Source organism: Sphingomonas sp., assembly GCF_965227385.1.
GTDB lineage: Bacteria > Pseudomonadota > Alphaproteobacteria > Sphingomonadales > Sphingomonadaceae > Sphingomonas.
In genome coordinates this window covers 3,869,458-3,881,919 of record NZ_OZ245750.1, presented here as the reverse complement: position 1 = coordinate 3,881,919, position 12,462 = coordinate 3,869,458, and the positions used below count along the sequence as shown (strand labels likewise).

The 12,462-nt window shown below is 67.2% G+C and carries 13 protein-coding genes; 3 read left to right on the top strand and 10 right to left on the bottom strand.

Features of this window, described 5'->3' with window-relative positions:
- The first annotated feature begins 58 nt into the window (after window positions 1–58).
- The 3 genes from ACO05N_RS19135 to ACO05N_RS19125 are packed head-to-tail and all read left to right on the top strand — an operon-like array spanning window position 59 to window position 3,220.
- Window positions 59–1,237 (top strand): hypothetical protein, encoded by a 1,179-nt coding sequence (locus ACO05N_RS19135; protein WP_422058568.1) that lies wholly within the window; start codon window positions 59–61, stop codon window positions 1,235–1,237.
- 49 nt (window positions 1,238–1,286) lie between these two features.
- A complete protein-coding gene (locus ACO05N_RS19130) occupies window positions 1,287–1,772 on the top strand; it encodes a PH domain-containing protein (RefSeq protein ID WP_422058567.1) in 486 nt (161 codons plus the stop codon).
- Complete coding sequence (locus ACO05N_RS19125; protein ID WP_422058566.1) at window positions 1,769–3,220, top strand: PH domain-containing protein; 1,452 nt, start codon at window positions 1,769–1,771, stop codon at window positions 3,218–3,220. Before ACO05N_RS19130 ends, ACO05N_RS19125 begins: the two co-directional genes overlap by 4 nt.
- Here the strand turns inward: ACO05N_RS19125 and ACO05N_RS19120 are convergent.
- From ACO05N_RS19120 to phoB, 10 genes are all read right to left on the bottom strand, one after another.
- A complete protein-coding gene (locus ACO05N_RS19120; RefSeq protein WP_422058565.1) occupies window positions 3,213–4,553 on the bottom strand; it encodes a cell wall hydrolase in 1,341 nt (446 codons plus the stop codon). The genes ACO05N_RS19125 and ACO05N_RS19120 overlap by 8 nt on opposite strands.
- 68 nt (window positions 4,554–4,621) lie before the next feature.
- The gene (locus tag ACO05N_RS19115; RefSeq protein WP_422058564.1) at window positions 4,622–4,915 is read right to left on the bottom strand and encodes a hypothetical protein; all 294 of its coding nucleotides are present in this window, start codon (window positions 4,913–4,915) and stop codon (window positions 4,622–4,624) included.
- A gap of 100 nt (window positions 4,916–5,015) precedes the next feature.
- Window positions 5,016–5,936, bottom strand: a complete 921-nt coding sequence (gene cysK, locus ACO05N_RS19110; RefSeq protein WP_422058563.1) for a cysteine synthase A — start codon at window positions 5,934–5,936, stop codon at window positions 5,016–5,018.
- Window positions 5,933–7,258, bottom strand: a complete 1,326-nt coding sequence (locus ACO05N_RS19105; RefSeq protein WP_422058562.1) for an MFS transporter — start codon at window positions 7,256–7,258, stop codon at window positions 5,933–5,935. The genes cysK and ACO05N_RS19105 overlap by 4 nt, the downstream gene beginning before the upstream one ends.
- Before the next feature lie 118 nt (window positions 7,259–7,376).
- Entirely contained in the window at window positions 7,377–7,868 is a 492-nt protein-coding gene (locus ACO05N_RS19100) for a pyridoxamine 5'-phosphate oxidase family protein (RefSeq protein WP_422058561.1), read from the bottom strand.
- Between the two features lie 68 nt (window positions 7,869–7,936).
- Complete coding sequence (locus tag ACO05N_RS19095) at window positions 7,937–8,710, bottom strand: hypothetical protein (protein ID WP_422058560.1); 774 nt, start codon at window positions 8,708–8,710, stop codon at window positions 7,937–7,939.
- A 409-nt stretch (window positions 8,711–9,119) separates the two neighbouring features.
- The gene (locus ACO05N_RS19090; protein WP_422058559.1) at window positions 9,120–10,187 is read right to left on the bottom strand and encodes a hypothetical protein; all 1,068 of its coding nucleotides are present in this window, start codon (window positions 10,185–10,187) and stop codon (window positions 9,120–9,122) included.
- Window positions 10,188–10,311: 124 nt separating this feature from the next.
- Window positions 10,312–11,208 (bottom strand): SDR family NAD(P)-dependent oxidoreductase, encoded by an 897-nt coding sequence (locus ACO05N_RS19085; protein WP_422058558.1) that lies wholly within the window; start codon window positions 11,206–11,208, stop codon window positions 10,312–10,314.
- 94 nt (window positions 11,209–11,302) lie between these two features.
- Entirely contained in the window at window positions 11,303–11,605 is a 303-nt protein-coding gene (locus ACO05N_RS19080; RefSeq protein WP_422058557.1) for a hypothetical protein, read from the bottom strand.
- Window positions 11,606–11,768: 163 nt separating this feature from the next.
- A complete protein-coding gene (gene phoB, locus ACO05N_RS19075; RefSeq protein ID WP_422058556.1) occupies window positions 11,769–12,461 on the bottom strand; it encodes a phosphate regulon transcriptional regulator PhoB in 693 nt (230 codons plus the stop codon).
- Window position 12,462 lies beyond the last annotated feature (1 nt).

Here is a 12,462-nt window from a genome sequence, read left to right as displayed (position 1 = left end):
CCCCGTTCCGGCATACCTAACCGGTCCTCTGCATCACATCAGCAAAGGACCGGCAGACATGAACGCTTTCACCACGCCAGAACCGGCGCCCTACGACGTCTCGACCTTCAACCACGCCGCCTTCCACGAACTCGAACCCGGCGTGCCCGATGCCCAGCGGTACGACGGCTGGACCCCCGAAAAGCAGAAGCGCTTCCTCACCGCCCTCGCGCGCGGGCATAATGTGACCAAGGCGTGCGCCATCGTCGGCATGTCGCGCCAGACCGCCTATGCCCTGCGCGACAGCGCGCGCGGCGCGGCCTTTGCGCTGGGGTGGAAGGCGGCTCAGCTGCGCGCCCGCGATTGCCTCGCCGACGAACTGATGGACCGCGCCTTCAACGGCGTGCGTGAATCCGTCACCGGCGACGATGGCCGCATCACCACCCGCCACCGCCACGACAACCAATTGGCGTGGAAGATGCTGAACCGGCTCGACAAGCGCGCCGACGCCGCCTGCACCGACACCGACGCCGCCGCCGTCCGGCTCGCCGCGGCGGACTTCGAACAATATCTCGATCTGGTCGAACAATCGGCGGCACCGGGCCGCGCCGGCCTGTTCCTCGCCGCGCGCTTCGGGGCGGCGGGGGTGGCGAGTGAGGACGACCTCGCCCCGATCCGCACGCTCGCCCGCGCCGATCGCTGGCTGCGCACCCATGTGGACGAGAGCGCCGCCGTCCCCGCCACCGACCTCGACCCCGCCGACCGCGCGACCTGGACCGACGAACAATGGCGCCGCGCCGAAGCCATCGGCCTCGTCGCCCTCGCATCCGAAGCCCCGCCGGAGGAACAGCCTGACAGCCCGCCGGAAACCCGCGATTCTTGTCAGGATCGTCCGGACAGTGACGATGACTATCACGGTTCGGTCTGGTGGAGCGACGAGCATCGCGGCTGGCGCACCGATTTCCCGCCGCCCCCCGGCTTCGATGGCTTCGAGGAGGGCGATCCCCTCGCCGAAGACTATCAACGCGAACTGACCGAGGAAGAGGAAGCCGCTGTCACGGCCGCCGACGCCCTCGAACGCGCCGAACTGATCGCCGCCGGCCACACCGCCCGCGAAGCCTGGCTCGCCAAAACCCGCGCGGCGGCCGCGCAGACGGCCGGTGAACAGTTCGACAAAATTCCGCCCTCTGTGAGGGCGGCCCCTCCACCCCCGCTGCGCGGCGGTCCCCCTCCCCGAGACAAGCTCGGGGAGGAATAGCCAACCCATAACCCCTTGAGCCTTTCGCCCACCCCGCCATAACGGAGGAATGCTACTCCCGGACACGCCGCTAAACCCGCTCGAACATGGCCAGCTCAAGGCGATGCGCCTGTCCGCCGCCGTCTTCTGGACGATCGCCACGCTCGTCTCGATCGGGCCGGGCTTCGGTCTCAGCACTGCGTTCGACTGGTTCCCGCTCTGGCTGCCGCCGCTGGTCATCGTCCCGCTCGGCCTGTGGTCGGTGCTGATCGCGACCCCGGCGCGCTGGCGGCGCTGGGGCTGGGCATGGACGGGGAAGGAGTTGCACGTCGCCTCCGGCTGGCTCGCCCGCCGCCACACCATCGTCCCCGCCGCGCGCGTCCAGCATATCGACGTGACGCAGGGGCCGGTCGAGCGGATGTTCGGCGTCGCCACCTTGGTGCTGCACACCGCCGGGACCGCGAACAGCCAGGTCGACCTGCCCGGCATCAGCCGCGAGACGGCGGAGGAGATCCGCGACGCGATCCGCGACCAGCTGACGGTCGACCCGTGGTGAGCGCGGAGCTTGAAGACCACGGACCGCGCCGCGTCCATCCGCTGACGGTCGTCATCTGGTTCCTCAAAAAGGCGCCACAGAATGTCCTCGGCCTGCCCGCGATCATCGGCATCACCTCTGGCCGGGGCCTTGGCTGGATCGCCCTGGCGGCGGTCGGGATCGGTGTCGCCAGCCTGGTGTGGACGTGGATCAACTGGCGGCGCTTCACCTATGAAGTGACCGACAGCGAACTGGTGATCGAACGCGGCCTGCTCAACCGCACCCGCCGCTCGATCCCTCTGGAGCGCATTCAGGACGTCGGCATCGAACAGGGGCCGCTGTCCCGCATCTTTGGCCTCGCCGAAGTCCGCGTCGAAACCGGCGGCGGCGACAAGGACGAAGCGGTGCTGGACAGCGTCTCCCTGTCCGAAGCGGCAAGGCTGCGCGGAGCCCTGCGCGGAGCCCCGGTCAAGCGGGCCAGCGTCGGCCTGGACCAGCCGGTCGAGGACACGTTGACCGAAGTCTTCGCAATGACACCCGGCCGGGTGTTGCTGCTGGGGCTGTTCAGCTTCTCGCTGGTCTGGATCGCCGCCCTGGCCACCGGCATCCAGTTCCTCGGCGACGCACTGGGGTTCGGCTGGGACGAGATCGCCGACATGGCGGAAACGGCGCAGGGCGAAGTGACGAGCCGGCTGAACTATTCCACCGGCTTCGGCCTGTTCGGGCTGGTGGTGGTGCTGGGGGTGGTGACCGGCGTGGCCCGGACAGTGCTGCGCGAATGGAATTTCAAGCTGCGCGCCGGGATCGGCCGCTTCCGCCGGACCCGCGGCCTGCTGACCCGCAGCGAAGTGGTCGTGGCGATGCGCCGCATCCAGCTGGCACTGATCCAGCGGGGGCCGTTCCGCGGCCTGCTCGGCTGGAATGCCCTGAGCGTCCAGACCCTCGGCGGCAGCAACGACCCCAGCGGCCGACAGCTCCTCGCCCCGCTGGCCCGGGAGTATGAAGTAGCGGCAATCGTCGAAAGGGCCGGCCTGCCCCCCTTCGAACGCTTGCCGCTCCGCCCGGTGGCCCCGGCCCACATCCTCAGAGCCTTGGTCCTGGCGGTGCCGCTACCGATCGGCGTCATCGCCGCCGCCCTGCTGCTAACCCCGCTGGCTTGGTTGGGCCTGATCCTGACCCTCCCGCCAGTCCTCACTGCCCTGCTGCAACGCAAATTCCACCGCTACGCCCTCCGCAACGCCAGCCTGCAGGTGATGCGCGGAGTATTGGCCCAACGCGACTGGATCGTGCCCGTCGAGAATATCCAGGTCGTGACCGTCCGCCAGGGCCTGATCCAGCGCTGGCTGGGCCTCGCCACCGTCGAAGTCGACACCGCCGGGGCGAGCCTCACCAGCACCCCGGCCGTCGTCGATGTGGCACTGGAAGACGGGGCGACGCTGGCCCGCAACCTCGCCGCCGCGGTCAGTTGATGGCCGGGGAGGGGACCGGAGTAGGAGACGGAGCAGCCTTCCGCCGAACCCCGCTCAGCACCTCCGGCGTCGCCGACGGAACGGGCGCCGGTGCAGCCGCCGCAGCGACCGGCGTCCGGCGCATGCACTGGATCGGGCTCGGCCGCTTGAACTCGGCGCAATTCCAAAGCGCTTTGCCGAACCCCTGATCCTTGTCGCGCAGATAGCTGAACGACATCGCCTCGATCTGCGCCGGGGTCAGCGCCGCGCCGACCGCCGGCACCTTGGTCCGGTCGGTCCAGCCCAAGAACTTGCAATAGGCCCGCGCACCACAGGTCCGGATCGCCAGCGCGGCAAAGGCGTCGGCGCCCAGCGCCTTGTCGAGCGCGACGTGAAAGCTGTCGCCACCCACCGCGACCGGCTTTGGCACGGCGGAGTCGGGGATCGTCTCGGGATCCAGCATCGCCGCCGGATCAACCGTGGTAGCGAGCGCCACATCGCTGCCGCCGTGGGAGGGCGAGAGCGCCGCCATCTTCGCGACCACCGGCTCGGCCCCGGCATAGCCGCGGCGGAAGGCGGGCGGGGTGCCCCACCAGCCGGTCCAGCGGAAGAAGAGGTGCGTGTTCACCTCGGCCACCTTGTCGAGGCTGGAGCTCCAATAGGGGACCACCCAGTCAGTGTGGTAATGGGTCGAGTGCCCGACCTTGGCAAAGACCGATCCGGTCAGTGCCTGGCGCGCGATCGTCTGCGCCCGGCCCCAGGCGACAGGGGAGGGGGTGCGCCGCATCGCGCCGTCGCAGGTGAAGGTGAACTGGCAGCCGGTGCGCCGCTCTTGCCCCTGAAACACCACACCGCAGACCGATTTGGGGAAGGCGGGGTGGCGCATCCGGTTGAGCACGACCTGTGCCACGGCGCGCTGGCCGACGGGGTCGTCGCCCGCCTCATACCAGGTCGCGGCGGCAAGGCAGTCGACTGCGCGTCCGAAATCCTCGGCCCCGGCGTCGAGGATCAGTGGGCGCGCAGCGGGGTTGGGGTCGGTGGAAAAAGGGATGGCGGCGTTGAAGGCGCGCGCGTCGTCCAGCGACAGCGCGGCAAGGCGGACGGGCTCGACCTCGGGCAGCTCGGCAGCCGGCACAACGCGCTTGGGCTTCGAAATCTCGGCGAGAACGGGTGAAGCCGGCGGTGGCGGCGCGAATAGCACGGCAAGCAGCGGGAGCGCGATCGCCGACAGCGCAATCGCCGCGAGCGCGATCCACAGGCCCGGCGTAGGACGGGGCGCGGTTACCGGAACGGGGGAGGGGGTCACAGCGAGCGCGCAGTCCTTCAGCGGCAAAACGCCAGCGGCGCTGGCCACTGCCCTTTAGCCCAAGACGCGCGCCCGGCAAACCGCGCGCTCGTCTCAGGCCGTCGAACCGTCGCGGCTCAGGGCCAGAAGCCCGTCGCCTCGCACAGATCCCACTGGTCCGCGACCTTCATCCGGCAGCTGCTGTCGATCGCATTGCAGCGCGCATATTCGCGCTCATAGCGTTTGAAGCAGCTTTCCAACGCCTTTGCTTGCGGTGCGCCCGCAGGCTTGACGGCAGTCTTGACCAGTCGGCCATCGGCAGCGCTGGCAGCTGGCGCGGCGACCGCCGCGACCTTCGCCCCGGCTGCCCGCACGGCCGATGATTGTTCGCTGCCGAACACCATCGGCCACGCGAGAAAGATAGCCAGCATGACGCTGACGCAGATCATTGCATTACGCACGATTTCCCCCCGGAATCCGTGTTCCCCGACTCAGGGCAGATTATCCGGTTTGGGACAGAATGCGAGTCTTTCAGGCCTCCGGAAGGAAGTCCGGAACGCTGAGATAGCGCTCACCTGTATCATAATTGAACCCCAGCACCCGCGAACCGGCCGGAAGGTCGCCCAGCTTCTTCGCGATTGCCGCCAGAGTCGCGCCCGACGAGATGCCGATCAGCATGCCTTCCTCACGCGCCGCGCGGCGGGCGAACTCCTTCGCATCGGCGGCGTCGACCTGGATCGCGCCGTCGATGGCGTCGGTGTGCAGGTTCTTGGGCACGAAGCCCGCACCGATGCCCTGGATCGGGTGCGGGCCGGGCTGGCCGCCTGAAATGACCGGCGACAGCTCCGGCTCGACCGCGAATACCTTGAGCGCGGGCCAGGTCTTCTTCAGCGTCTCGGCAACGCCGGTGATGTGGCCGCCGGTGCCGACGCCGGTGATGATCACGTCGGGCGGGGTGTCGGCAAAGTCCTTGAGGATTTCCTGCGCTGTGGTGCGGACATGGACATCGACATTGGCCGGGTTTTCGAACTGCTGCGGCATCCATGCGCCGGGGGTCGATTCGACGATTTCAAGCGCGCGCTCGATCGCGCCCTTCATCCCCTTTTCACGCGGCGTCAGGTCGAAGCTGGCGCCATAAGCGAGCATCAGGCGACGGCGCTCGATGCTCATGCTCTCCGGCATCACCAGGATGAGCTTATATCCCTTCACCGCCGCGACCATCGCCAGGCCGACGCCGGTATTGCCGCTGGTCGGCTCGACGATCGTGCCGCCGGGCTTCAGGCTGCCGTCGGCCTCGGCTGCCTCGACCATCGCCAGCGCGATGCGGTCCTTGATCGATCCGCCGGGATTGGTGCGCTCCGACTTGATCCACACCTCGGCATCGGGGAACAGCCGGGCCACGCGAATGTGGGGGGTGTTGCCGATCGTTTCGAGGATCGTGTTCGCCTTCATGCCTTGATCTCCTCTGGCGGGGGATTGTCCAACGACGCGGGCGGATCGAAGGTCCGCGCGCGCCGCAATTCGGGGAAGATACGCGCCCAGAGCGCGGTTACCAAGATGGCCGCGATGCCGCCGCCGACAGTCGCGACGACCGGACCGATCAGCGAGGCGAGAAAGCCCGAGCGCGCCTCACCCAGCTCGTTCGAGCTGGAGATGAACAGGGTCGAGACCGAACCGACCCGGCCGCGCATGGCATCGGGCGTGTGCAACTGGATTAGCGAGGAGCGGACATAGACCGAGATCATGTCGAACGCGCCCAGCGCGATCAGTGCCGCGATCGAGACGAGCACCGCCGGGGCCAGTTCGCTGCCGATCATGCTCGGTCCGAACCAGCGGGTCATCAACGGCCCGGCCCAGCCGAACACGGTCGTCGCTGCGCCAAAGCCGATCACGGCCCACAGCATCTTGACCCCGACATTGGTCTTGAGCGGTCGCCACGACAGCACCACCGCCACTGCCACCGCGCCCACTGCGGGGGCGGCACGCAGATGACCCAAGCCGTCCGCGCCGATCATCAAAACGTCGCGGGCATAGATCGGGAGCATCGCGGTGGCGCCGCCCAGGAGCACTGCGAACATGTCGAGCGAGATCGCGCCGAGGACCAGGCGGTTGCGTCGGACATAGCGTAGCCCCTCGATCATCTGCATCAACGGGCTGCCGACGCGTGCGATCGCGCTGCGCGCCACCGGCGTGACCAGCATCATCATCAGCAAGGCGACGCCGAACAATGCGGTCGCGACCCAATAGGGGACGGCGGGGCCGACGGCATAAAGATAGCCACCCATTGCCGGGCCGCCGATCGATCCGACCTGCCACGCCAGAGCGCTCAGCGCGATGGCGGTCGGTAATGAGGTGGCCGGGACGAGGTTGGGGGCAAGCGCCTGCTGCGCCGGGCTGATGAAAGCGCGCGCGACGCCGAGCAATGCGGCAATGCCGAACAAGGCGGGGAGCGTGATGGTGTCGGTTTGCGTCAGCCAGGCAAGTGCGGCGGCGCATCCGAGTTCGAGCGCGATCGCACCGCGCACGATCCAGCGGCGATCGAGCCGGTCCGCGACCCACCCGGTCACCAGAGTGAGCGCGAGCAGCGGCAGGAACTGGACCAGCCCGACAAAGCCGAGCTGCAGTGCGGCTTCGCGAATGCCCATGGTCTCGCGCGCAATGTCGTAGACCTGCCAGCCGATGACGACGACCATCGATAGCCCGGCAAGCGTCGAAGCGAGCCGCGCGATCCAATAGACGCGGTAATTGTGAATCGAGAAAGGGTGCGCGGCCATGGTTTCCTGTCCGCCCGCCAATCACGATGATCGGCGGACGCACCGGCCTTAGGATCAGGCGAACGCCTCGCGCAATGAAGTTATCGTTGCGCGCGACGTCCGCGCGGGTTCACGTGGGTCAGGCCAACGAAACGTCGGCGACCTTGTCCTGATAGTCGGCCTTCGGATCCGAACCCAGCAACATCTTCAGGCCGGCGAACAGGCTGTTTTCGTTGAGCCAGATCTGGCCGTGTTCGGTGTCGAGACGCAGTAGCTGAAGCTTGGGGTCGTCCTTGCCGCCTTCATACCAGGCCGCGATGAACGGGTTCCACAGCCGGTCGATCGTGGCACGGTCGTTATCGGCGACCAGATTGCCGTGAATCGTCGCCCAAAGCTCATGCCCCTTGGACACGAAATGCGCCATCGCGCGGTTGCTCTCGCTCAGCGCGGCGACAAGGCTGTTGTCCTTGGTGGTAAAGAACCAGATCGGGCCACCGTCTTGCCCGTCCTCGCGCAGCGCGGTCATCGGCTGGGCATGGCCGTCGCGGGCGCCGTCGAGGCCGAGGAACAGGGTACGGTCGCTGTCGAGCGCTTTCCAGAATTTGTCGGCGAGTTCCTGCGGGGTCGGCATCGGGCTGCTCCTGTATGATTGAGTTGCAGCGGGAACGGACGATGCGGTGGCGCGGTTCCGTACGGATGCTACCCCAGATCGGGCAGCGGCGTGCGGCCGCGAATATAGGCGTGGCCGGGAGTTTTCATCGGAAAGCCGCACTGGGCGAGTCGTCCAATGAGCTGACGCGCACGATTGGCCAGCGCGGCGTCGGCCGCGACGGCCGACGCGGCATCGGCAACCGGATGCAGCATGGCGCCGGAACGCGTGAGCAGGCCGCGCTCAACCAGCGCATCGATATTGCGGGACGTGGTCGCGTAGGGCAGCCCGAGCACGCGTGCGGCGTCGCTGGTGCGGATCATCGGCGCGCGCGTGCCATCCGGCCCGAGATGCCCATGGTGGCAATGCGCCCATTCGATTGCCAGCAAAAGGGCGAGCCGGGTAAAATTCTCCTCGCGCGGCCCATGGCTTTCCATCGCGGCAAGGATGAGGTCGAGCGCGATCCCCATGCCGGATCGCGGGTCATAGGTGATGTCGATGGCGGATGGCGGCAATGCGAAGCCGCCTTCGCCCAAATCTGCGGCTAGCCGGACGAGCAGATCGTGGCAGCTTTCGGTAAAGCGCGCCACGCGCGGGTCGGCGATCGCATCGATGGTCACCGAAAGACCGTCGGGGGAGCGGGCGATCAGACCACCCTCGATCAGGGTAAGGGCATGGCGGCGTGTCGTTTCGAACGGGCGGCCGATCGATGACGCCAGCGCGTTGATGCTTACCGGGCGCTTGCGTCCTGGTGTCTGGTCGAACGGGCCACAGGCCCGCGCCGTCGCCGCGAACACCACTGCGCTGTTCAGGTTTCCGAACATTTCCAGCGCATGCGCCGTCGCCGACACGACAAATGCGAGGATGTGCAGATCGAATTCAGGCCCCGATAGCGGCGCCGCTGCCTGATGCCGTCTGTCTGGCCTGGATGATGTGGCCGCAGACCAACTTGATGCATGTGAGGTTCGCACGCAGAAAAGCCACTGTTTTCCCCAAAGTGGAGCAAAGTAAGGGCGTTCTGCGCCGGGCGCGCAATGCGTCAGCTACTCATTTTGCGCGCCGTACGGGTCAGTGACCGGAAAATATGGATAGTCGCGGCCCAAAAGACACATCGGGCGCTACACGGTCGCGCAAGCAATCGGTCGGCCATCCGATCAAAGATACGGCCATATTGGGTCCAATCGTGCCGCTGGAAGCGGATGGGGGCGCGGTCGACCCGCGCCCCCATCCGGATCAGGCATAAGCGGCTTCACGCGCGGCGACCGGCGGCAGACGGTGGCCGAGACCACCGAGTGGGCCGACCACCAGCCGCCGCATGGGCTGCCAGAAGGCCGACAGGGTCAGGAGCGCCGATCCGATTACCAAAGCGGTCAGCGCCGCACCCAGTTCGACCGCGCCCGCCGTCTGCAGCAGCGCGTACATGGCGTAGAGAACATAGGCGAGGCTGGAGACGAGCAAAGCGCGGCGATCCACCGCCAGTGCGACGATAGCGAAGCCGATGTAGAGCAGCAGGACGATCGCGGCGATGCCCGGCTGGACCGCGCCGTCGAAGACGCCGAGCATCTGGAAGATCGGGTGTGCGATCATCGGCGCTGCGGCAAGATGCAGCCAGAAGGCGACGTCGGCGCGGCGCGTCTTGCGCTCGCGGTCGGACATGTCCCAGCGCATGGCGAACAGGAACATCAGCACGCCGCCGGTCAGCACGATCGGCATCGCCCAGTCCTGTGCCGCCGGCAGCGCGAGCATGATCAGCGCGATCAGCACGCCGATCACCGCGACCGCCCCCGCAGCAACGGTGATTGGTACCATGAAGCGCCGCCAGTGCAGCCAGGCGGCCGTCGCCGTGGCGAGGCCGACAGTCGCGGCGATAGCCGAACCGACCTGACGGGAAAGCGTCTCATCATTGCCGACATAGCGTTCGAGCAGCATCACATTGTCGGCAACGACGCCCACCAGCGTGGCGGCAATGCCCCCGACAAAGGCGAGCAACAGCAGGATGCTGGGCAGTGCCATGCGGCGTACGCGCGTGAAATATTCGGCGAGCCCCCAGGCTAGCGCGGCGACCGCGATGCCGCCGAGCCATGGCTTGATCTCGGCACCGATCTTGCCGACCGCGACCAGCATCAGCGCCGCGGCAATGGCGACAAAGATGTCGTTGAACCCGGTGAGCAGCCGGAAATGCTCCTCGTCCGCAATCGGCGCGGCGCGCATCGATGCTATATGGTCGCGGAATGCGGCGGCGGCCTCCGGGCTAATCGCCCCCGCCTCCACCGCGCTGTTCAGATCGACTTCGCTATACATGGCAGTCCCTCCTGTAACGGCGAGACTGCCACAGCTGTATTAGTGATGCAATACGGTATGGCGGGGCGTCGGGCCACGCCCATCCCCTCATCCAGTTGCTTTGCGAGACAAGGGGAGGACTGGATCAGCCCTGCAGCTTGGCCATGATCGTCATCGCCTGCTCGCCCCCTGACTTGGGCACGATCTCACCGGTGCGATCGATGATCTGTGCCCAGTGCGCCGCGACGCCTTCCGGGCTCATGTCGTCGCCCGTCAGGCGCACGCCTTGCGTGAGCGTGACATAGGCAGCCTGGAACACGCCTGCGCCCGCGCCAACGATCGCATTGGTCGGCGCGTCCTCGCTGACGAGAAACAGTGCGGCGGGCGCAACGCTTTCGGGGGTGAATGCCTTGAACGCGGCTTCGGGAAAGATATCCTCGGTCATCCGCGTTCCCGCGGTGGGGGCGAGGGTGTTGACGCGGATATTGTATTTCGCGCCCTCCAGGTAGAGCGTCTTGGTCAGGCCCGCGAGGCCGAGCTTTGCGGCGCCGTAATTTGCCTGGCCGAAATTGCCGTAAAGTCCACTGGACGACGCGGTCATCAGGATGCGCCCGTAATTCTGGTCGCGCATCGTTGCCCACACCGCCTTGGTCGCATTGGCCGATCCATTGAGGTGTACGTCGACGACGAAGCGGAAATCTTCGGGCTCCATATTCGCGAAGCTCTTGTCGCGCAGCACCCCGGCATTGTTGATGAGGATGTGGACGCCGCCCCACTTCGCTTGCGCCTGTGCCACCATGTCCTGCATCTGCGCGTAATCGGTGACGCTGCCGCCATTGGCCATGGCCTCGCCCCCGGCGGCTTCGATTTCGGCGACGACGCGATCGGCAGCATCCGATGCACCGCTGCCGTCGCGCGATCCGCCAAGGTCGTTGACGACGACGCGTGCGCCCCGCCGCGCAAGTTCCAGCGCATAAGCGCGGCCAAGACCGCCGCCGGCACCCGTTACGATCGCGACGCGGCTTGCAAAATCGATGCTCATAACCCTCTCCGCATTGACGTTTCCGTCAAGCTATGCGGCGCACATGCGCGGCTGGCAAGCGGGGAGGGGGCGGGATCGCACCCGCCCCACGGGGTCAGCCGCCGCGCTGGCGGCAATTGTCGTACTGGCCCTTCTTGCAGATCGGATATTCGGCGAGCGGTGCGGGGGCCGGGAAGGCGACGTCCGGTGCAGGCGCCTGCTGGAACACGACCGTCGCACCCGGTGCCGGCGGGGCCGACATTGGCGGGTTTGCGGGCTGGTAGCCGCCGACCGGATCGTCAGTCGGGGTTGCCGTGGTGGTGCTCTGCGGCGCGGTCGGTGCAGACGTCGTGCCCATGTCCTGCGCAGCAGCCGTCCCGGCCATGGCAAGCGCGGCGGCGAGTGCGATCAGCTTCATCTTCGTTCTCCTGACATTGTTACGCTTCGGAGCGAATTGCTCGTCGCGCCAACGCGTCAGGAGGCGAATCTTTCCGGTGCAATGTTCATCCAGCAAGCCGGATGACGGCGGAACCGACCAGCCAGCCTACCGGGAGTACCGACCGGTGCAGCGCCGTTCCCTGTTACTGCCCCGCGTCGAGCGAGTAGCCGGCCGAGCGCACGGTGCGGATAATGTCGGGGCGGTTGCCGATGTTGATCGCCTTGCGCAGTCGCCGGATATGGACGTCGACCGTGCGGCTTTCGATGTCGCTGTCATGGCCCCACACCGCGTCGAGCAGGCGTTCGCGCGAGAAGACCCAACCGGGATGCTCGAGGAAATGCTTGAGCAGGCGGAACTCGGTCGGGCCGAGCGGCACGACTTCGCCGCCGCGCCGAACCTTGTGCCCGACCGTGTCCATTTCGATATCGACATAGGTCAGCGCCTCACCCGCAAGCGCCGGGCGCACGCGGCGCAGCACCGCGCCGACGCGCGCAACCAGTTCACGCGGGGAGAAGGGCTTGGTGACATAGTCGTCGGCACCGGTTTCCAGGCCGCGGACGCGGTCCTCTTCCTCGCCGCGCGCGGTGAGCATGATGATCGGCACGTTGGCCGTCTCGCTCATCCGGCGCAGGCGGCGGCACACTTCGATGCCCGACAGGCTTTCGACCATCCAGTCGAGCAGGACGATATCGGGCGGCGATTCCTGCGCGAGCAGCAGTGCCTCCTCCCCATCTGGCGTGTGGCGGACTTCGAAATCCTCACGCCGGAAATGATAGGTGAGAAGCTCGGCAAGTGCCGCATCGTCCTCGACCAGCAGCATGCGCGCGCGGCTCATG